Origin of the sequence: Baaleninema simplex PCC 7105 (genome assembly GCF_000332355.1) — a bacterium.
Taxonomy (GTDB): Bacteria; Cyanobacteriota; Cyanobacteriia; order Cyanobacteriales; family Geitlerinemataceae; genus Baaleninema; species Baaleninema simplex.
The window spans coordinates 3,164,712-3,182,207 of the sequence record NZ_KB235958.1; the positions used below are offsets into that span (position 1 = coordinate 3,164,712).

Sequence of the window (17,496 nt, forward strand, 5' to 3'; positions counted from 1 at the left end):
GGGACTCGGTCAACGGGAACAAATTAAACGAGAACTTGTTGCCATTCGAGGCGGTTGAGGGTGTGAGAGCGCTCTAACGCCCGCTCGAAAGAGTCGAGTTTCGGTTCGATCGTCAGCGGTTCGCCGATGTAACCCTGTACGGCTTCTTGGGTTTTGAGACCGTTTCCAGTGATGTACGCCACGGTTACTTCGTCAGGGTCGATTTGTCCGGCTTCGACGAGTTTCTTCAGGGTGGCGATGGTGGTGCCTCCGGCGGTTTCGGTGAAGATGCCTTCGGTTTCCGCCAGCAGTTTCATGCCTTCGACGATTTCCGTGTCGTTGACCGATTCGATGGAACCGTTGGTGTTGCGGGCGATGTCGAGGGCGTAGACGCCATCTGCGGGGTTGCCGATCGCGATCGATTTGGCGATGGTGTTGGGTTTGACGGGGGAAATGAAATCCCGACCCTCTTTATAGGCTTGGGCAATGGGCGAGCAACCTTCGGCTTGGGCGCCGCTGAAGGAAACGTGCTTGTCTTCGACTAAGCCCACTTCGACGAATTCGCGGAAGCCTTTGTAAATTTTGCCGAACAGGGAACCGGACGCCAAGGGTGCCACGATGCGATCGGGCAGTTTCCACCCCAGTTGTTCGACGACTTCAAACCCTAGGGTTTTAGATCCTTCAGAGTAATACGGACGCAGGTTGATGTTGACGAAGCCCCATCCGTGGGTGTTCGCCACTTCCGAACACAGACGGTTGACTTGGTCGTAATTCCCTTTCACCGCCATCAGCGTCGGGTTGTAAATCAGGGTTCCCAACACTTTACCGGCTTCTAAGTCGGCGGGGATGAACACGCAGCAGTCGAGGCCGGCATGGGCGGCGATCGCAGCGGTGGAATTGGCGAGGTTTCCGGTACTGGCGCAGGACACCGTGGAGAATCCCAACTCGCGGGCGCGGGTTAGGGCAACAGACACCACCCGGTCTTTGAAGCTGAGGGTGGGCATATTGACGGCATCGTTTTTGATGTAAAGCTTTTTCAGTCCCAGGTGACGCGCCAAACGACGGGCTTCGACAAGCGGCGTCATGCCAGTTCCTACGTCGATGGGCGTGTCGGTGGTGACGGGGAGGAAGGGACGATAGCGCCAGATGGAATGGGGACCGGCTTCGATGGTTTCGCGGGTGACGGTACGGCGCAGTACGTCGTAGTCGTATTTGACCTCTAACGGACCGAAACACAATTCGCAGACGTGTTGGGCGGTGGCTTCGTATTCAGCGCCGCATTCTTTACATTGCAGGTGAGTAAAGGCGGCTGTGCCAGTTTTTTTGAGGCGCTCGATCGCTTGCGTCATGGTGTTTGTATCCTTTTTTAACTCAACTTGGTGAGCAATCGTAACATGTGGGTCAAGAGGCGTCAACAAATCCCGACTTTTTTTGTCGGAATTAAAATTTTTCCAAAAAATCGCCCTCATGAGAGAGGGCGATCGCGGGCTATAGTCTAGAGTTGGTGAGGATTTAGAGAGTCTGGGGTCAGGGGCGATCGCGCGTTGGATCTGACAAAGGCGTCCGCGATCGTCGATGTCTAGCGAACGTAAAGTTTTATATATCGATCGCCCGAGACTTCTTTCTTAACTATCCTTGCATTTCCTCTTCTGCCCGTTCGCGCATCGAGTCGTGCAGGTGTCGGTCGTGGTGTCGTTCCTCTGTTAGTTGTTTGCGAGCGTCCGGGTCAGTCTTGTTCGGGTTCTCGAATTCTTCTTCTGCCCGTTCTAACATCGCATCGTGACGGTTTTCCTCCTGGTGGCGATCGCGGGTCATTCGTTCGCGGGCGAGTTCTCGAGCGTTCATAATTATTGACTTTTTCTATAAGCTTTCTGCTCGATCGTACCGCGATCGTCTAAGAAATTTCAAACTATCGTCACAAAAATTGTTGCAAGTGTTACAGATTTCTTACCGATGTTAACCTCCGCTCACGGGAGGAATCAGCACCACTTCGTCACCGTCTCGCAGCGGCGTCTCTGGAGTAACGAACTGAAGGTTGACTCCAAACCGCGTAAGTTCGCGCCATTTCTGGAGTTCGGGATAATCGTTCGTACAGCGATCGAGAACCGCAGATACGGGGGTTCCTACGGGGAAGTTCCACGTCACTTCAGGAACGCCGTAAGCTTCCTGGTACGCTGCAAATAACTTAACGGTAATTGTGAGGGAACGAGATGTCATCGTGGTAAGGGTATCTAGAACGCCAGTCATCGCAGTTTATTGTAAAGTGAATGTCGCCCGATCGCCCTCTACCGTTGGCTTCGCTTGCATTCGACTGCATCAGTTTGATGTTGAAAAATTTCTTCTTATTCGTCCTAATCCGCCGCGCACTTTGTCACTATTTTAAAAATTGGCGTAAGATTGGAGCGATCGCACGATTTGAGCTGATGTTGTCAAGATAAATTTAGGGTCTCCTGAGATTACACCGTAATCTCAGGAGACCCGAAGATATTACACCTTTGGCGAATCTCGTGAACTTGACAATCCTCAAACTCAGATCCAATCAAATCAAAAAGATAGAGCCGTTGGCGAATCTCTCTCGGTTACAAGAACTGTATTTGAGCGGAAATCAAATTGTAAATGTAGAACCGTTAGCCAATCTCAAAAACTTAAGACGGCTCGATCTCGCGAACGATCGAATCCAGGATATTTCCGCCTTGGCGAGTCTGGAGCATCTCACGGAACTCAATCTCAGTGGAAATCCACGGGTCGATCGCACTTGTCCGGTTCGACCCAAATCAGTTTGTCGGTTCTGACGGTTATCAGATCGCGTTGGATCGCTCCAACAGGCGGTTTTGGTTTCTGCGATACGATCCGTGAAGGCGATCTCGACTCTCGATTTAACGGTACCGCTGGCCGTGTCCGGACAACACCTTCGTCACCAACTCTCCTTTGAACCGCCTGTCGGGTGGGAAGAGGCGATCGAACGGACGATCTCCGCCGAGGAAAATACAGAGAGTTAACCGCCGTCCATCTCAAATGAAACCCAAAATCCGCTACGCTTGAGTACTCAGCCTCTCGCATTTCACAGATCCGTAATGAGCAAATATTGGAGTGACGTCGTTCGCCAGCTACAGCCTTACGTACCGGGCGAACAACCCAAAATTGCCAATCTCATTAAATTAAACACTAACGAACATCCGCTCGGTCCGTCCCCTGCTGTCATCGACGCCATTCGCGCCGAGGCGGACGAGCGACTGCGCTTGTACCCAGACCCCAACAGTACTCAGCTCAAGCAGGCGATCGCCGATTACTACAACGTACCGCGCGATCGCGTTTTTGTGGGTAACGGTTCCGACGAAGTGTTAGCGCACCTGTTCGTGGGGATGTTCCAACAGGACGAACCGCTGCTATTTCCAGACATTACCTATAGCTTTTACAAAGTTTATTGCGGTCTGTACCAAATCGACTACGAGACCGTACCGCTGGACGATTCCCTCTCGATCGTCGTGGACGATTACTTCCGTCCCAACGGGGGGATTATCTTCCCCAACCCTAACGCTCCCACAGGTCGGTTGTTGTCGCTGAGCGAGATCGAACGGCTGTTACAGTACAATACCGAGTCTGTGGTGGCGATCGACGAAGCCTATATCGATTTTGGCGGCGAGACAGCGATCGCGCTCGTAGACCGTTACCCGAACCTGCTGGTAACTCAAACGCTGTCTAAATCCCGATCTCTGGCGGGGTTGCGAATTGGTTTGGCGGTGGGGCCAGAGGAACTGATCGACGGACTCAACCGGGTTAAAGACAGTTTCAACTCTTACCCGTTAGACCGTCTCGCTGTTGTTGCGGGGACTGCGGCGTTCGGCGATCGCGACTGGTTTGAAAAGGGTCGCCAACTCATCGTCAGTCAGCGTGACTGGCTGAACCAACAGTTCGCCAAACGGGGGTTTCAAACCTTACCCTCGGCCGCAAATTTTCTGTTTACCCGCCATCCCCAGCATCGGGGTAGCCGCCTGGCGCAAGGTCTACGCGATCGAGGGATAATCGTTCGTCACTTCAGCCAACCCGATCGCATTTCCGATTATTTACGGATTACCGTAGGGATGCCAGAACAGAATCAGGCTTTGATAGCGGCGATGGATACACTGCTCGTCCATTAGCACCGATCGTCTTCTCTCTAATTTTCAATTCAAAGGATACAAGATTCTATGTCTTTAGTAGAAGAAAAACTTGCAAAATCACTAACTGCTCGATCCACAAAACTTATCCCATACCTTCCTTATTTACTACAGGATTTATGGGAACTCGGTTCGATACCCAAAGATGTCATATCCCTTGCTTCAAGACATATAGATGTTTCTAAAAATACCCAAATTCTCGACTTAGGCTGTGGGAAAGGCGCGGTCAGTATCTCTTTGGCTCGGACGTTTGGATGTCAGGTTAAGGGAATCGATATGATTCCTGAATTTATTGAATTTTCTCGAAACAAAGCGAAAGAGTATCGTGTAGAACATTTGTGTAAATTTAAAATAGAAGATATTAATCGATCGATCCAACAGGAAAGAAATTACGATTTAGTTGTTTTTAGTTCGGTGGGAGATGTACTTGGCAATTGGAACACAACTTTATTAAAGCTCAAAAAAACTATAAAACAATCGGGATACATTCTTATTGACGAAGGGTTTTTTGAAGTCGAAAATAATGAAGATTATCCGACAAAAGAACGATGGCTTGAAATTTTTCGAGAATCTGGAGTCAAACGAATTGATGAGATTGTTTTAGATGATTGTGAATTAGCTAATACGAATCAAAAACAACAATCTTATATTGTAAAAAGAGCCAACGAACTCAAACAAAAGCATCCAGACAAATCTGATTTATTTGAAAGTTATATTCAGAGCCAACAGGCTGAATGCGATGAATTAGAACGCGACATGACTGGGGTAACTTGGCTTTTGCAGGCGATTTGATGTTCGTCTAAAAATAGTAGTTTCTCCTGTATCTTACTCTTAAGGGGGCGGAAACCCGAAGCCAACAGAAAAATCGAGCGAACCGCCTCCAAATGATGCCGATCGGTCATAATCCTTTCGTGGCAAGGATTCAAAAACCAAAGTAGTATTACTCCTTATTAGCTCAACAAAAGCCACACAAAAAGGGTGCATCTCAAACAGGAAAATCGTCAAAAATTCGGTATCTCTAACTCCTATATTAAAGTTGTCCAGCGGCAAAGATAGCATCGGCTGGAATTTGTAAATCTGGAAAGATTAAAGCGGCGAACGTTTCGTTTTGTCGGAACCTGCGTTTTTCATATACGTCGCCGCTTAACTGACAGCGGGTAATTGTAAGTTGTTTGGGGTCTCCGATATATTCACGACCGCCCAATCCTAAATAATCCACAATCCAATATTCAGGAACGCCGAAGAGTGCGTAGTCTTCGACTTTACGGGCGTAGTCGTTTTGCCAATTGGTGCTAACCACTTCTACAATGAGTTTAATCGCAATATTTGAAGTGATTATCGGTTGGTGTTTCCAGAGTGATTCGCGGACGAGTTGAGTCTTATCGAGTACGATGAGATCGGGGCGAAAAGCGGTGTTGTCTGAGATGCGAACGAGGCAGCGGTGAGGAATAAAATAACGCCAATTCAAGTTTGAAATGCAACGGTCTCCGATCTCTGACTATAAAATACCTCAGAAGGGGTTCGATAGTCAAGAGATTTTCGAGGACGATCGTTGAGTAAATCTACTGCTTTTTTGACCGCATCTGGTGACAAGATTTTAAAATTTGTTCCTTTCGGAAAAAACTGTCGAAGCATTCCATTTGTATGCTCGTTTAGTCCTCGCTCCCAGGAATGATAAGGATTGGCAAAGTAACAGGATACCCCCAGTTTTTGAGCCAGTTCTTCGTGACCACTAAATTCTTTTCCGTTATCGAATGTCAAGGTTTTATGATGAGAGGAAGGGAGATACGAAAACTCTTCAATTGTGACAGCATTAATGGCTTTTGCTGTTTTGTTTTTGGCGAGATTGGCAACTAAAAATTTTGAAGCTTTATCCACATGAGTAACTAGAACACCTGCATGGTGTCCGCCAATCATAGTGTCACTTTCCCAGTGGCCAATCTCCACTTTTAAATCAGCAATTGGAGGGCGATTTTCAATCCCAACTCGATTGGGAATGCGACCCCGCTTTGAGGGAGAAGCTTGACGAAGACGGCGTTTGGGGCGTTCCCGCCTCAAATATTTGGAACAACTTGCCAAGCCGTTATAATCGTGGTAAATCATTTGATAAATCGTTTCATGACTGACCGTTTCCTTTTCCTCTCGCTTCCGCCGACCTACGATTTGTTCGGGACTGTGATACTGCTGAAGTCCTTGTCGAATTTCTTCGACGGTTTCTTCAGAAACCTTCTGGAATTTTTCCTTGGCGTTTTGCCGCCTTTCTTCAGCTTTCTTTTGAGCGGTGTCAGGTAAATACAAACCTTCTTCTGTGGCATTACGCCGGAGTTCTCGAGAAATTGTTCCTTTGTCTCGACCGAGACGACAAGCGATCTCTCCTCGCGAACAGTTTTCTTGAGTGAAGAGTTTATAGATCTCAACACGCTCAGATGGGGTAAGATGGTGATGGCTCATTGGTTCGATCTTCAATTAGGTAATTATTCATGAAAGATCGAAGTATAGCCGATGAGCCTTTATTCGTAAACCCACCGGTGTTGCATTTCATTTTTGAATCGGCGTAAGGTAAATCGAGGCGATCGATCTCGACATTCAGTTTTCGACTGATAAAACTAATAACTTGTTCGTGTAATCCGGTCGGTTCCAAGTCGATTAATTCTCCATCGATAAGTTCGTAGCGATCGCGATCGCCATATCGATCGATAAATTCTTCGAGGTTTAGAAATTTAGGATGAGTTTGAATCATGGCTGTGACGATGTGAATTCTTCACATCGATCGCATTATCTGATGTTGAATTGAGCCGATCGAGGTAACACGCCAATGTTATCGGCACTCACCACAACGACAGGGCGCGTTTTGCCAATTTCAGCGCCAATCGTGGGATCGAGACGCACCAACCAAACGTCTCCTCTACACCGTAACATTGTGCGTTTCGTCACGATCGAGGGTATAGTCTGAGCCACCTTCCGTCCACAAATTAGCGAGATCGCCGCCAGGAAGGTAATCGGGAATTGCGGCTTTAGCAGCTTCCGCCATCTGTTCGCGACGACGTTCGAGTTTTTGGCGATCTTCGCGAATGAGGTGCAGTGCAGTTTCGGCGATTTCGATTCGATCGTCGGAACTCATTTTTTGCAAGGCTTGTAAAATTTCGGCTTTCGTCATATTGAGGAGTTGGTAACGTCGATTCAATCTTGACCAAGTATCGATAAACTATGCTGGAGTAAGAACCAGAGTTCTTCAGTGTTTGAGATGAAGACGTTACAAGAAATCGAACAGGCTGTTACAGAACTTTCTCCCGAGGAGTTAGCGGCGTTTCGCGCCTGGTTTGCCGAGTTTGATGCCGAAAACTGCGATCGCCAGTTGGAGGAAGACGTAGCTGCGGGACGTTTGGACGCACTGCGCGATCGCGCCTTGCAGCAGTACCGCGATGGAGAATGTCGCGATTTGTGAGACATCGCGCCACACCAGACTTTGGGGATCGCGATCGTCTCTTACGCTACCCTCGAAATATCGATCGACTCTCCAAAACTATGACTGACACCGCACAACTTCGCCAACAACTCAACGACGAACTCGATCGCCTTTCCCCCGAAAATCTCGTTCGACTCCTCCAATTTGCTCGCCAACTCCGCCAAATAGAGGAATCGAACGATCTATAGCAATCCTAAATGGTTTGCGGAAACAGATCGGCTGAAAACCCCATTCTGTAACGATCTATCCTGAAAACAATCCGCAAACGACGTCGTACTGCTATATCTTACAAAAAAGCTTGGTCGAAATGGTTTGAAGAGGTCGATCGCCTCGAGTTCTAACCAAATGACGATACCACTTCAACATCTTCAGAGTATTCAACCTTACGGGTCGAAAAATATCTCAAATAACGCCTTGGTCTTGTCATTACGATACGGCGGGAAGTCATGATAAACTACGAATCGTCTAGAGGAGTAGGTAGCTAGGAAGCAGTGGACAACCGTTTCTGGATTCTAGAAACTGAAAATTTATATATCAAAGCAAATTTCAGGAAAAGAACAGATTGACGTCTGTGTAAATTACTTGCGAGGATTAGTAGATGCGCTTGGAAACTTTGGGTGCATCTCACTTTTGTAAAAATATAAGTCTGGAGTAGGTTGGACTTCGGCAACGCTGCCGTCCATGAGTGAAGCGATAGCGAAACCCAACAACAGCTCAATTTACTATAGAGACTCCGATCTGATAAATTGACATTTTTGAGATGCACCCGTTAGAACTTCCACATCTCGCCAGATTGCTAAAATACTAAGTGTGAGAACTCTAGGAATCCTCATGACACGAGTAGAACAGATTCAATCAGAAATTGAAGCCCTCTCTCAGGAAGAATTTATACGATTGAGAGAGTGGTTTGCGGAAAAAGACTGGCTGCTCTAGGATAAGCAGCTTGAAGCTGATATCGCAGAGGGAAAGCTAGACTTCTTGCTGGAATAGGTCATGGCGGCTAAAGCAGATTCGGGAAAAACTTGAGAAAGGAATTTAAGAAGCGGATTCCCGATCGCTGCTTGGCTTGCTAGGATCGTTACAGACTTAGAAGAAGGGTTAATACAGATGAAAAGCGAACAAATTTTACAAGCGTTAACCCACCTATCTCGTTCCGAACGTTTTCAAATTGCACGAGAAGCCTTGCAACTGATACGAGACACCGAACAACATCTGACGGATACCGAACGAGAAGACCTACAAACACTGATTGCTGAAGACATCAACCCCGTTCGACATCCCTCGCGATTGCTCGCTCCAGACGAGGTTAACGCACAACTGGCTCGATCTCGGGAACAACTCGAACAAGCCGCACAGCAAGCCATTGAAGATTACGCGGTGGGTAGCGAACTGACGGAACCCACCGATCTCGACAGCGAAGACTTTTACGACTATGATTTAGAGGCTCATGCGTCGTAGTGAAATTTGGCTGTACGATCCCAATCCTGCTGTTGGGGACGAGATTCGGAAAATTCGTCCGGCTGTTATTTTCAGTGACGATCGAGTTGGTGTTTTGCGCCTCAAAGTTATCGTTCCCATTACAGACTGGAAGTCTCGCTATCGAAATTTTTCTTGGATGGTGAAACTCGAACCGACGACTGAAAACGGTTTAAGTAAATCGTCAGCCGCTGATGCGTTTCAAGTCCGAGCGATTTCGCGAGATCGACTGCAAAAATACATCGGTCAACTGGATGAGATTGAGATGCAGCAAATTCAAATTGCTCTCGCAACGGTTTTAAAACTTGAATTTTTAAATCCTTAAAATACTGACGCTTCTCCGATTTCCCGATCGTTTATATTGCCATCAAAACTCTAAGTTTTGCGAAAACTGAAGAGAATCTTAAAGGTTCGATGAAACCTCGAAAATTTACCAGAAGAAAACCCAGTTTCTGGGAATCGATCGAATTAATTTAGCTATCCCATGCGTCTCGTTCCGTTTGCAAATCTCGATCGATCTCTTCAACACTGCGAGTCTCAGGACGCTGAGCGTGAATTTCTGCTAAAATATCTTGAATCGATTCATCTTTTAAAATATTCGATCGCTCTTTTTCATTGGGTGGGTCTGTTGGAATTGTGGTGTAATTTGATTGCATACGATACCAAAATCCTTGTAGGGCGCACTGACGCCCCTACGCCAACGGTTTCGGAAATTCATAAACTTTGCTTATCACCATAACTCCAACAGATCCTATTAAAATAGTCATGGATGAGCTTATCCCGCATTCCCGCAATATCTCGCCAGGGAATATTAGGATACTGGCGCCTTACAGGATCGAGAATTCGCTTCACCGCTTCACCAATAATTTCGATCGCCCTCGAAACGGCAAAAACCTTCTCTAAATTTTGAGCAAACGCCTCATACTCAACATTTTGGGTAAATTGCTCGATCGCCTCTACCGCATCCAAAATATCCTCTAAATAATCCTGAATCTGGCGTTTCGTTACAGATAAACAACCTCTGACAATATCCGTTCGCCAATTCGCGGTTTTAATCCAGCTTTATGAACAAAGTCCACTTTAACCCCTAAATTATCGCTGAGGTAATTCTCTAAGTTGACAAATTTCAGCAAGCTCGGCGTTTTAGAAAACTCCACCAGCACATCGATATCGCTGCTTTCCGTTTGCTCGTTCCTGACGTAAGAGCCAAAAATGCTGATTTCCCGAACCTGATAACGCTCCTGCAACGCCGATTTATACTGCACCAGCCATTGCTGAATTTCTTCAAGCGTTTTCATCAATACTTAAGGTTTCACCACAGAGACACAGAGGACACAGAGAATTAATTATAAAACAGGGAGAAGGTGGGCAATGCTGCCCACCCCGAAAAACGCCCTAATAATTGGTTCCCGATTTACGATGGTGAACGGCAGTTTTTGTATCCGGATCGAAAACGTTTCCGCTGTCAACTGTCGCGTAAACGAGCCAGTGGTCGCCGCATTCCATGCGGTTCTTCACTGTACAATCTAAATAGGCGATCGCATCTTTCAAAATCGGCGAACCGTTCTCCGATTCCTCTACGTTTACCCCCTCAAATCGGTCTTCTCCCGGCTTGAACGGCTTGAGAAAATGCTTCATCAAGCCCAGATGTTTGCCTTCTCCCAAAACATTTAACACGAACGGACGCTCGTGATGCAGTAACGATTCGATCGCTCGTTCTTTGGCCACCGCAACCGTCAACCCCGGCGGGGAAAACGTCGCCTGAGATACCCAAGAGGCTAACATGGCACTTGACAAATCACCCTGTTTTGTGGTAAGCACGCACAGCGAACCGACGATGCGTCCCGTGGCTTGTTCGACGTTGCTGGCGGGTTGGCGGGGGGTGCGGACTTTCTTCGCTTTTTTCAGGGTTTGGGCGAAGTCGGTTCCGATTTCCTCGCAGGTTTTCAGCGTCACGTCCGTGGGTTTGAACTTGACGCGAATCGGGTCGAAGCCGAACTGATATCCGGCGTTGCGAAGTTTGCTTTCGAGGAGGTCGATCGCTTCCCCACTCCAGCCGAACGACCCGAACACCCCAGCCAACGCGGTTTTGGGAACGCTGGACAACACGATACCCAACGCGGTTTGAATCTGCGTCGGGGCGTGACCGCCTAAAGTTGGAGAACCGATGATGAAGCCGGAACATTTCTCAACCACCGCTTGAATGTCTTCCGGGGCGGCGACTTCGCAGTTAATTGACTCCACCTGAACGCCAGCTTTCGTCAGTCCTCGGGCGATCGCCTGACCGATGGTCGCCGTGTTTCCGTAAGCAGACGCAAACAGCAACGCCACGGTCACATCTTTTCCTTTCTGTTCCTGACTCCACTGACGATAGGAATCGGTGAGTTCTTTCATCCCGTCGCGGACGATGGGGCCGTGACCGGGGGCGTAGAACTTAACTGGGGGAAGGGATGCGAGTTTGTCGAGGGCGGTTTCCACTTGACGGGCGTGGGGCGCCATCAGACAGTCGAAGTAGTAGCGGCGATCGTTGGCGTACACCGACCAGCCTTCGTCAAACACTTGGTCGCCGCAAACGTGCGCCCCGAAGAATTTGTCGGTGTAGAGAATCTGAGTTTTGGTGTCGTAGGTGGCGAGTCCGTCGGGCCATCTCGGCGTGGGCGTTGGGGTAAACAGCAAACGGTGTCCGTTCCCCAAGTTCAAGGTTTCTTCGCCGCGCATGACTTTGATTTTCACCTTACGGTCTTCCATGAACGATCGCAGGGCGATCGCACCAGGGTTGGAACAGACGAAGGTAATTTGCGGGGCGATGTCTAGTAAGGCTTTGAGAGTAACGACGCGGTTGGGGTTCACGTGACCGATGACGACAAAATCGATTTTAGTCACGTCGATACGCTGCTGGAGAGCCTCGAGGAAAATTTCCGTAAACGACTCGCCAGGAGGGTCGAAGAGGGCGGTTTTGTTGCTACGGATCAGGTAACTGTTGGCGGTGGTTCCCCGTTGTAGGGCGTATTCGATTTCAAACCGCAACCGTCCCCAACTGCGCGATCGCACGATCGTTGTATTTTCTGCAATGGGTAAAACTTGAACGTCTCTCGGTCTTTCGATCGCAGTGGTAGTCATTTCTCTTTCACAGAACGGGGACAAACAGAGCCGGGGAGAAGGGGAGAGGGGGAGAAGGGGAGAAGGGGAGAGGGGGAGAAATTTTCAATGGTTTTCCCTCCTTATCTCATCACCTCATCATCCCCTCACTGGTGACTGGTGACTGGCGACTGGTGACTGTTAATAGTGGTTTCCGACTTTTCGGTGGTGGACGGCGGTTCGGGCTTCGGGGTTGGAAACGCGACCGTTATCGACGCTGCTGTAAACGATCCAGTGGTCGGAACAGTCCATGCGGCTGACAACAGTACATTCGAGATACGCTAAAGCGTCGGCGAGAATGGGCGAACCGTTGTTCGTAGGTTGGGTGTTCACGCCTTCAAAGCGATCGGCGCCGGGGGGGAATCGCTTTAAGAAGTGCTTCATCAAATGCTGGTAGTTCCCTTCTTCGAGGACGTTGAGAACGAAGCGATCGCCCACTTGCATCAACGATTCGATCGCTCGATCTTTCGCGACCGCAATCGTCAATCCCAGAGGTTTGAAGCTGGCTTGCGAGACCCAGGACGCCAACATTCCACCGGCCACTTCTCCTTTTTGGGCGGTGATGATGTACAGTCCGCCGGACAGACGACCTAATGCTTTGTCGAGGTCGCTGTCGAGGGCTTTCATTTTTTTAATGGCGTCTTTGCGGGTCAGCAGTTGCGCCATGTCCGTCCCCGACTCTTCGCAGAGTTGGTAAGTGGCTTCGGTGGGAGTTTCGGTGATGCGGATGGGGTCGAAGCCGTTTTTAATTCCCAAATCCCGGAATTTCGTCACCAGCGGGTCGATGGGTTCGTCGTCTCCGCCGTAACACTCGAAGATTCCTACAATTTGCTTGTCTTTGGCGGCGGCGAAAATGGTACTCACCGCGTCGAGGGTGGCTTTGCTTACGTCGCCGGACGCTGGAGGAGTTCCCAGGACGATTCCTGCGCTGCGGGCTACGATTTCGTGGACTTCTTGAGGATCGGCGATTTTTAAGTCCGTCATTTCTACGGCGACGCCGGTTTTAGTGATACCGTGGGCGATCGCTTGGGAGAGGCGATCGCTGTAGCCGTAATCGGAGATGTAAAAGACGGCGACGGTGGTTTCGGCTTGGGCTTTTTCGTTACTCCAATTCCAATAGCGTCCAGTGAGTTCGCCGACGTGGTGGCGCAACAGCGGCCCGTGTCCGGTGGCGATGGTGGTGATGTCGCCCAGTTTCTTCATGCGCTTCATGGCGGAAATGACCGATCGCGCGTTCGGGGCCATCAAGCATTCGTAATAGAAGCGGAAGTCCGGTTCGATTTTGTGGAGGTCTTCGTCGTAAGTCGCATCGGAACAGTAGTGCATTCCGAAGGCGTCGCAGGTGAACATGACCTGGGTGTGGCGATCGTAACTGAAGATGGTGTCGGGCCAGTGCAGGTTGGGGGCGTTGACAAACTCCAGTACGTGACCGTTTCCGAGGTCGAGGGTGTCGCCGTTTTTCACCACTAGGCGATCGAACGGACGGTGAATCAGGTTTTCGAGGAATTGAATCGCCACTTTTGCACCTACGACCGTGGCGTTGGGGGCCAGTTCCAATACGTCTCGGACTAAGCCGCTGTGGTCGGGTTCGGTGTGGCTGATAACGAGATAATCAATGTTCGCGGGATCGATTTCCCCTTTGAGGGTATCGAGATAAAGTTGTCGGAATTTTTCATGGGAGGTATCGACCAGGGCGATTTTATCGCCGCGCACGAGGAAGGAGTTGTAGGTCGTTCCGTTTTGCAAGCCAAATTCGATATCGAATCGATCGCGATCCCAATCGAGCGATCGAATGGCCGTCGTGTCGGCGGCGATCGCTTCAACTTGCATCGTGAGGCGTTTTTGGGTAGGAGCGGCGGTTGCTACGACCATACGATGACCTCTCTTACTATACGGTTTTTCTTTATTCGTCTCTTATTGTTACACATTTTTAACATAAGTTATGCTTTAAAAAACATATTAGTTGTATAAGTCGAAAAGGGGCGATCGCCGATCTCCACATCTCAGGCACGAACGGCATTTTAGGTCTTTTTGAGTATCTTCTCGAGGCAGAAGACGAGGTTATTTTGCGTTTAATTCTCGATTAATACACCGACGGTCTTGGGTATGTTGACAGACTCGTTTCCACAACATTTCGCGAGTTCCCGGTGCGCCGAAGGAAAACAATACGCGATCGCCCATCGGGAGCTTTTGGATTTTCACCTTACAGACGGGACAAGTTTCACAGTTCAATTCGGACATAGCTAGAGGGTCACAGCAAATGCGATCGATTTTGTCCACCATACCCTCTCGTCCCCGTTTTCGGATCGATTTCGGGGTGTTGCGACGATTTTTCGTCCGTAGCGGTCGGTCTCAACCCGCGATGTTAGAATTTCCGTAGAAGGGAATTTTTCTCAAGACTTCGCGCTTCACGTCTCGCCTCACTTCACCGTCACTATGCCTCCGCAACGATCGAACGATACCCGAACCTTCGACCCTCAAGCGTTGACGCTGGTGTTTCGGGGAAGTCTGGGAATCGCGGCGTTGGGGGGTTTGTTTGCGTTGCTGACCGCCTCGAACGCAGTTTTACTCGACGGGGCGCGAGCGCTGGTAGACGGAGTATTCGCACAGTTGCGACGGCGACTCGATCGACAATTTCAAAATCCCGAGGGCGATGCGATCTCCCTCTCCCAAGACACCCTCGAACTGATGTTAAACGTCGTGCAGAGCGCGATCGAGTTGGCGGTGTTGGCGTTGGCGGCGGCGTTGGCGTTGGTGACGATCGCCTCTGGTGGTCGCCCGATCGATTCCGGTATCGCCCTCGGTTACGGTGCGATCGTGGCCATCGTGGGGACGAACTGGGCGGCGAGATTGGGGAAAATCGCAGAAAAAACCGGGTTGTCCGTGGTCGATCGCGAGGCGAAACGCTGGTTTAATCGCGGAATGACGGGATTACTGTTCGCGATCGCCTTTAGTGCAGCCTTTCTCACCGGAGACACCCTTCTCGAACCCCTGCGCTATCTCGATCCGATTTTAGTCTTGCTGATGGTGGCGGTGTCCGTCTCGCCATTGTGGAAATGGTTGCGACACAACTGGACGCAACTGTTAGGCCATCACGTCGAAGGATTGCTAGAAAAGAAAGTGCATCGCATCCTCGATCGACCCCTGCGACTGATTCCCCATCAAGACGTGCGCCTCAAGATCGAACAACTCGGACGAGACGTGTACGTCGATCTCGATTTCCTGGTCTCCCCAGAAAACCAGTTTACCGACGAACTCCACGACCTCGATCGCATTCGGATGCTGTTGTACGAACGCCTTCACGTGGGAATTCCCAACCTCGTCCTCAACGTCAGCTTTACCGGCGATCGCGTTTGGATGGAACGAGCGATCGCCAACACCGATCGCGCGTCGTCAGAAACCCCGTCCTAGACGAATTTCCGTAACTTCCCCGAACCAACGCGATCGAGTCATCCGGTATGCTAGGGATAGAGGCTTGGCAGCCCTCACCCAAAAATCTATGACCACTCCATCCCAACTCCACGAACTGGCTCGCCAGGGGAATCCCAAGGCGATTTCCGCACTGTTAAACCAAGAATTAAAATCCGACGGACTTCGATCGAAGACGGCGTTAAAAGAAGGGTGCTTGCACGTCGTCCTCGAATCCGACGATAGCATCCCCGATCGCGCCAGATGTCTCGATGTAGTGCGCGTGAAAGTCGTCAACTTAGAAATCGAAGGGGTCGATCGCGTGCGAGTTTACGGTCGTCGCAGCGGCGAAGACAAGGTGGACTGGAATCAAGAGTTCGCCGTGGCCGTTGGCGGGTACTCCAACCTTCTCTTTTCCCATTCTCACGGTACGACGGGGTCTCCCGAGATGGATTCCCCTTCTCCCACGCCGACACCGCCGCCACCGAAACCGAAATCTCAAAAACCAGGTTCTCGCATTTTCGTTGGGGTGGCGATCGTCGTGGCGTTGATTCTGGTGACGATCGGCGGTTTCGTCCTGTTACAGCAGTTTTCTAACGATTCGGATACGTCAAACGATATGTCAGACGTTGAGAAACGGTGGTTCGGATACGCGGCGATCGCTGACTCGAATCGGCGATACAGTGTTTTTGGGAGTCCTTGAGTTTCGATCGCGATCGTCAGGCGACAGCGCCAACTGTACCGGGTTCAGGTAAAGGTTCTCCAGAGGCTTCGTAGGCCATAACCAACGATTCGAGGGCTTCAATGCCCTGGTTTACAGCTTCCTCGTAGGTTTCGCCGTGGGTGCGCCACTGCTGACCTGGAAAATTGGGAAAACCGACCAGAAAACAATTGTCCTCGTCTGACCACTGGATGACCATTTGATACTTAAGCTGGCTCGCCATTTGGGTTTTCCTCTATCCTGTACGCCAGAACTGACCGCCACAGACGTTTGTAACGGGTTCTCGAATCTCATACCCTGAAAAAGAATCGGTATGAGTTCAGAACCCATGACAGACATTCCAACACCCCTTGTTTCCGCCGATTGGCTGGCGCAACATCTCCGGCGTCGCGATCTCGTGATTGTCGATTGTCGCTTTTCTCTGGCCGAACCGGAACTCGGACATCAGAAATATCTCGCTTCGCACATTCCCGGTGCGTTCTACCTACACCTAGAACGAGATTTATCGAGTCCAGTCGGAGAACGCGGCGGACGCCATCCCCTCCCCAATCCCGACGAATTGGCGAAAAAGTTGAGTGCGATCGGCGTGACCTCCTCCGAAACCTTCGTTGTCGCCTACGACGACTCGAAATTTGCTTTTTCTGCTCGAGTGTGGTGGCTTTTACGCTACCTCGGACACGATCGCGTCGCCATTCTCGACGGCGGACTCACCCACTGGTTGGCCCGAGGCTACCCCGTCACCACAGAATTACCCCAACCCCAACCGGGACAGTTTCAGGCGCGTCCCCGTTCCGAATCGGCGATCGATCTCAAACAACTGAAAGCCAGCAAAGACTCGCCGAAGGTGCTTCTCGTGGATTCCCGAGACGGCGATCGCTACCGTGGCGAACGAGAACCCATCGATCCCGTCGCCGGTTCGATTCCCGGTTCAGTTAACCTTCCCTGGAAAACTGTCACCAGCGACGACGGCTTGGCGCGATCGCCCCAATTCCAACGCCGACGCTGGCAGGACTTCGACGACACCAAAGAAGTCATCGTCTACTGCGGTTCTGGCGTCACCGCCTGCGTCAACATCCTTTCTCGCCATTTGACATCCTCTCCCAGCAACCCTATCGGGTATGCAGGGAGATTCCCTGGTTCACACCAAGGAT

26 protein-coding genes are annotated in these 17,496 nt (G+C 50.1%); 11 read left to right on the forward strand and 15 right to left on the reverse strand.

Features of this window, described 5'->3' with window-relative positions; translation table 11 throughout:
• Nucleotides 1–23 precede the first annotated feature (23 nt).
• From thrC to GEI7105_RS0116155, 3 genes are all read right to left on the reverse strand, one after another.
• Nucleotides 24–1,328: a threonine synthase gene (gene thrC / locus GEI7105_RS0116145; RefSeq protein ID WP_026097709.1), complete on the reverse strand. Its 1,305-nt coding sequence runs from the start codon at nt 1,326–1,328 to the stop codon at nt 24–26.
• Between the two features lie 280 nt (nt 1,329–1,608).
• The gene (locus GEI7105_RS0116150) at nt 1,609–1,824 is read right to left on the reverse strand and encodes a hypothetical protein (protein WP_017661471.1); all 216 of its coding nucleotides are present in this window, start codon (nt 1,822–1,824) and stop codon (nt 1,609–1,611) included.
• 111 nt (nt 1,825–1,935) lie between these two features.
• Entirely contained in the window at nt 1,936–2,226 is a 291-nt protein-coding gene (locus GEI7105_RS0116155) for a MoaD/ThiS family protein (protein ID WP_017661472.1), read from the reverse strand.
• A gap of 260 nt (nt 2,227–2,486) precedes the next feature.
• Between GEI7105_RS0116155 and GEI7105_RS0116160 the strand changes: the two genes are divergently transcribed.
• The 4 genes from GEI7105_RS0116160 to GEI7105_RS0116175 all read left to right on the forward strand — a co-directional run bounded on the left by GEI7105_RS0116160 (nt 2,487) and on the right by GEI7105_RS0116175 (nt 4,928).
• Nucleotides 2,487–2,771, forward strand: a complete 285-nt coding sequence (locus GEI7105_RS0116160; protein ID WP_158413222.1) for a leucine-rich repeat domain-containing protein — start codon at nt 2,487–2,489, stop codon at nt 2,769–2,771.
• A gap of 60 nt (nt 2,772–2,831) precedes the next feature.
• A complete protein-coding gene (locus GEI7105_RS38570; RefSeq protein WP_218959074.1) occupies nt 2,832–2,978 on the forward strand; it encodes a hypothetical protein in 147 nt (48 codons plus the stop codon).
• Between the two features lie 75 nt (nt 2,979–3,053).
• A complete protein-coding gene (hisC, locus tag GEI7105_RS0116170; protein ID WP_017661475.1) occupies nt 3,054–4,118 on the forward strand; it encodes a histidinol-phosphate transaminase in 1,065 nt (354 codons plus the stop codon).
• 48 nt (nt 4,119–4,166) lie between these two features.
• Nucleotides 4,167–4,928 (forward strand): class I SAM-dependent methyltransferase, encoded by a 762-nt coding sequence (locus GEI7105_RS0116175; protein WP_026097711.1) that lies wholly within the window; start codon nt 4,167–4,169, stop codon nt 4,926–4,928.
• Between the two features lie 238 nt (nt 4,929–5,166).
• Here the strand turns inward: GEI7105_RS0116175 and GEI7105_RS0116180 are convergent, their stop codons facing one another.
• From GEI7105_RS0116180 to GEI7105_RS30895, 5 genes are read right to left on the reverse strand one after another with little or no spacing between them, the layout of a single operon-like run.
• A complete protein-coding gene (locus GEI7105_RS0116180; RefSeq protein ID WP_017661477.1) occupies nt 5,167–5,604 on the reverse strand; it encodes a Uma2 family endonuclease in 438 nt (145 codons plus the stop codon).
• Nucleotides 5,601–6,587 carry an IS30 family transposase gene (locus tag GEI7105_RS0116185; RefSeq protein WP_017661478.1) on the reverse strand — a complete coding sequence of 329 codons (987 nt, stop codon included), beginning with the start codon at nt 6,585–6,587 and terminating at the stop codon, nt 5,601–5,603. Before GEI7105_RS0116185 ends, GEI7105_RS0116180 begins: the two co-directional genes overlap by 4 nt.
• A complete protein-coding gene (locus GEI7105_RS40505) occupies nt 6,559–6,876 on the reverse strand; it encodes a PDDEXK family nuclease (RefSeq protein WP_017661479.1) in 318 nt (105 codons plus the stop codon). Before GEI7105_RS40505 ends, GEI7105_RS0116185 begins: the two co-directional genes overlap by 29 nt.
• Before the next feature lie 35 nt (nt 6,877–6,911).
• Complete coding sequence (locus GEI7105_RS35070; protein WP_017661480.1) at nt 6,912–7,055, reverse strand: type II toxin-antitoxin system PemK/MazF family toxin; 144 nt, start codon at nt 7,053–7,055, stop codon at nt 6,912–6,914.
• Nucleotides 7,042–7,320 carry a hypothetical protein gene (locus GEI7105_RS30895; RefSeq protein WP_144053834.1) on the reverse strand — a complete coding sequence of 93 codons (279 nt, stop codon included), beginning with the start codon at nt 7,318–7,320 and terminating at the stop codon, nt 7,042–7,044. The genes GEI7105_RS35070 and GEI7105_RS30895 overlap by 14 nt, the downstream gene beginning before the upstream one ends.
• A gap of 60 nt (nt 7,321–7,380) precedes the next feature.
• Here GEI7105_RS30895 and GEI7105_RS0116205 point away from each other — a divergent pair, with 60 nt between their 5' ends.
• The 4 genes from GEI7105_RS0116205 to GEI7105_RS0116220 all read left to right on the forward strand — a co-directional run bounded on the left by GEI7105_RS0116205 (nt 7,381) and on the right by GEI7105_RS0116220 (nt 9,403).
• Entirely contained in the window at nt 7,381–7,581 is a 201-nt protein-coding gene (locus GEI7105_RS0116205; RefSeq protein WP_017661482.1) for a hypothetical protein, read from the forward strand.
• An 80-nt stretch (nt 7,582–7,661) separates the two neighbouring features.
• A complete protein-coding gene (locus GEI7105_RS40510; RefSeq protein WP_281167000.1) occupies nt 7,662–7,790 on the forward strand; it encodes a hypothetical protein in 129 nt (42 codons plus the stop codon).
• Nucleotides 7,791–8,709: 919 nt separating this feature from the next.
• Nucleotides 8,710–9,060: a hypothetical protein gene (locus GEI7105_RS0116215; protein WP_017661484.1), complete on the forward strand. Its 351-nt coding sequence runs from the start codon at nt 8,710–8,712 to the stop codon at nt 9,058–9,060.
• Complete coding sequence (locus GEI7105_RS0116220) at nt 9,050–9,403, forward strand: type II toxin-antitoxin system PemK/MazF family toxin (RefSeq protein WP_017661485.1); 354 nt, start codon at nt 9,050–9,052, stop codon at nt 9,401–9,403. The genes GEI7105_RS0116215 and GEI7105_RS0116220 overlap by 11 nt, the downstream gene beginning before the upstream one ends.
• 148 nt (nt 9,404–9,551) lie before the next feature.
• Here GEI7105_RS0116220 and GEI7105_RS30900 read toward each other — a convergent pair whose 3' ends face one another.
• The 6 genes from GEI7105_RS30900 to nblD all read right to left on the reverse strand — a co-directional run bounded on the left by GEI7105_RS30900 (nt 9,552) and on the right by nblD (nt 14,457).
• Entirely contained in the window at nt 9,552–9,734 is a 183-nt protein-coding gene (locus tag GEI7105_RS30900) for a hypothetical protein (protein WP_017661486.1), read from the reverse strand.
• Between the two features lie 58 nt (nt 9,735–9,792).
• Nucleotides 9,793–10,047 carry a HepT-like ribonuclease domain-containing protein gene (locus tag GEI7105_RS0116230; RefSeq protein WP_017661487.1) on the reverse strand — a complete coding sequence of 85 codons (255 nt, stop codon included), beginning with the start codon at nt 10,045–10,047 and terminating at the stop codon, nt 9,793–9,795.
• Nucleotides 10,048–10,082: 35 nt separating this feature from the next.
• Nucleotides 10,083–10,376 carry a nucleotidyltransferase family protein gene (locus GEI7105_RS0116235; RefSeq protein WP_017661488.1) on the reverse strand — a complete coding sequence of 98 codons (294 nt, stop codon included), beginning with the start codon at nt 10,374–10,376 and terminating at the stop codon, nt 10,083–10,085.
• 97 nt (nt 10,377–10,473) lie between these two features.
• Nucleotides 10,474–12,198 carry a diflavin flavoprotein gene (locus GEI7105_RS0116240; protein ID WP_017661489.1) on the reverse strand — a complete coding sequence of 575 codons (1,725 nt, stop codon included), beginning with the start codon at nt 12,196–12,198 and terminating at the stop codon, nt 10,474–10,476.
• Nucleotides 12,199–12,357: 159 nt separating this feature from the next.
• Complete coding sequence (locus tag GEI7105_RS0116245) at nt 12,358–14,088, reverse strand: diflavin flavoprotein (protein ID WP_017661490.1); 1,731 nt, start codon at nt 14,086–14,088, stop codon at nt 12,358–12,360.
• Between the two features lie 189 nt (nt 14,089–14,277).
• Nucleotides 14,278–14,457 carry an NblD family protein gene (gene nblD / locus GEI7105_RS0116250; RefSeq protein WP_017661491.1) on the reverse strand — a complete coding sequence of 60 codons (180 nt, stop codon included), beginning with the start codon at nt 14,455–14,457 and terminating at the stop codon, nt 14,278–14,280.
• 195 nt (nt 14,458–14,652) lie between these two features.
• Between nblD and GEI7105_RS0116260 the strand changes: the two genes are divergently transcribed.
• Both GEI7105_RS0116260 and GEI7105_RS0116265 read left to right on the forward strand, forming a co-directional pair.
• A complete protein-coding gene (locus GEI7105_RS0116260; RefSeq protein ID WP_017661493.1) occupies nt 14,653–15,627 on the forward strand; it encodes a cation transporter in 975 nt (324 codons plus the stop codon).
• Between the two features lie 88 nt (nt 15,628–15,715).
• Nucleotides 15,716–16,327 carry a hypothetical protein gene (locus GEI7105_RS0116265; protein WP_144053836.1) on the forward strand — a complete coding sequence of 204 codons (612 nt, stop codon included), beginning with the start codon at nt 15,716–15,718 and terminating at the stop codon, nt 16,325–16,327.
• 16 nt (nt 16,328–16,343) lie between these two features.
• On the opposite strand, the gene GEI7105_RS0116270 is transcribed toward GEI7105_RS0116265, so the two are convergent.
• Complete coding sequence (locus GEI7105_RS0116270; protein WP_017661495.1) at nt 16,344–16,568, reverse strand: type II toxin-antitoxin system HicB family antitoxin; 225 nt, start codon at nt 16,566–16,568, stop codon at nt 16,344–16,346.
• A 90-nt stretch (nt 16,569–16,658) separates the two neighbouring features.
• Between GEI7105_RS0116270 and GEI7105_RS30905 the strand changes: the two genes are divergently transcribed.
• Nucleotides 16,659–17,496: sulfurtransferase (locus GEI7105_RS30905; RefSeq protein WP_017661496.1), on the forward strand; the 838-nt coding region annotated here is incomplete at its 3' end.

What these genes read in the sequence shown, in the direction of transcription:
- GEI7105_RS0116235 (WP_017661488.1), bottom strand. Translation starts at nt 10,376, where the DNA reads ATGAAAACGCTTGAAGAAATTCAGCAATGGCTGGTGCAGTATAAATCG.
- GEI7105_RS40510 (WP_281167000.1), top strand. Translation starts at nt 7,662, where the DNA reads ATGACTGACACCGCACAACTTCGCCAACAACTCAACGACGAACTCGAT.
- GEI7105_RS40505 (WP_017661479.1), bottom strand. Translation starts at nt 6,876, where the DNA reads ATGATTCAAACTCATCCTAAATTTCTAAACCTCGAAGAATTTATCGAT.
- GEI7105_RS35070 (WP_017661480.1), bottom strand. Translation starts at nt 7,055, where the DNA reads ATGTTACGGTGTAGAGGAGACGTTTGGTTGGTGCGTCTCGATCCCACG.
- thrC (WP_026097709.1), bottom strand. Translation starts at nt 1,328, where the DNA reads ATGACGCAAGCGATCGAGCGCCTCAAAAAAACTGGCACAGCCGCCTTT.
- hisC (WP_017661475.1), top strand. Translation starts at nt 3,054, where the DNA reads ATGAGCAAATATTGGAGTGACGTCGTTCGCCAGCTACAGCCTTACGTA.
- GEI7105_RS30900 (WP_017661486.1), bottom strand. Translation starts at nt 9,734, where the DNA reads ATGCAATCAAATTACACCACAATTCCAACAGACCCACCCAATGAAAAA.
- GEI7105_RS0116265 (WP_144053836.1), top strand. Translation starts at nt 15,716, where the DNA reads ATGACCACTCCATCCCAACTCCACGAACTGGCTCGCCAGGGGAATCCC.
- nblD (WP_017661491.1), bottom strand. Translation starts at nt 14,457, where the DNA reads ATGTCCGAATTGAACTGTGAAACTTGTCCCGTCTGTAAGGTGAAAATC.
- GEI7105_RS0116205 (WP_017661482.1), top strand. Translation starts at nt 7,381, where the DNA reads ATGAAGACGTTACAAGAAATCGAACAGGCTGTTACAGAACTTTCTCCC.
- GEI7105_RS0116185 (WP_017661478.1), bottom strand. Translation starts at nt 6,587, where the DNA reads ATGAGCCATCACCATCTTACCCCATCTGAGCGTGTTGAGATCTATAAA.
- GEI7105_RS0116245 (WP_017661490.1), bottom strand. Translation starts at nt 14,088, where the DNA reads ATGGTCGTAGCAACCGCCGCTCCTACCCAAAAACGCCTCACGATGCAA.
- GEI7105_RS0116155 (WP_017661472.1), bottom strand. Translation starts at nt 2,226, where the DNA reads ATGACTGGCGTTCTAGATACCCTTACCACGATGACATCTCGTTCCCTC.
- GEI7105_RS0116215 (WP_017661484.1), top strand. Translation starts at nt 8,710, where the DNA reads ATGAAAAGCGAACAAATTTTACAAGCGTTAACCCACCTATCTCGTTCC.
- GEI7105_RS0116150 (WP_017661471.1), bottom strand. Translation starts at nt 1,824, where the DNA reads ATGAACGCTCGAGAACTCGCCCGCGAACGAATGACCCGCGATCGCCAC.
- GEI7105_RS0116270 (WP_017661495.1), bottom strand. Translation starts at nt 16,568, where the DNA reads ATGGCGAGCCAGCTTAAGTATCAAATGGTCATCCAGTGGTCAGACGAG.
- GEI7105_RS0116220 (WP_017661485.1), top strand. Translation starts at nt 9,050, where the DNA reads ATGCGTCGTAGTGAAATTTGGCTGTACGATCCCAATCCTGCTGTTGGG.
- GEI7105_RS0116240 (WP_017661489.1), bottom strand. Translation starts at nt 12,198, where the DNA reads ATGACTACCACTGCGATCGAAAGACCGAGAGACGTTCAAGTTTTACCC.
- GEI7105_RS0116175 (WP_026097711.1), top strand. Translation starts at nt 4,167, where the DNA reads ATGTCTTTAGTAGAAGAAAAACTTGCAAAATCACTAACTGCTCGATCC.
- GEI7105_RS0116260 (WP_017661493.1), top strand. Translation starts at nt 14,653, where the DNA reads ATGCCTCCGCAACGATCGAACGATACCCGAACCTTCGACCCTCAAGCG.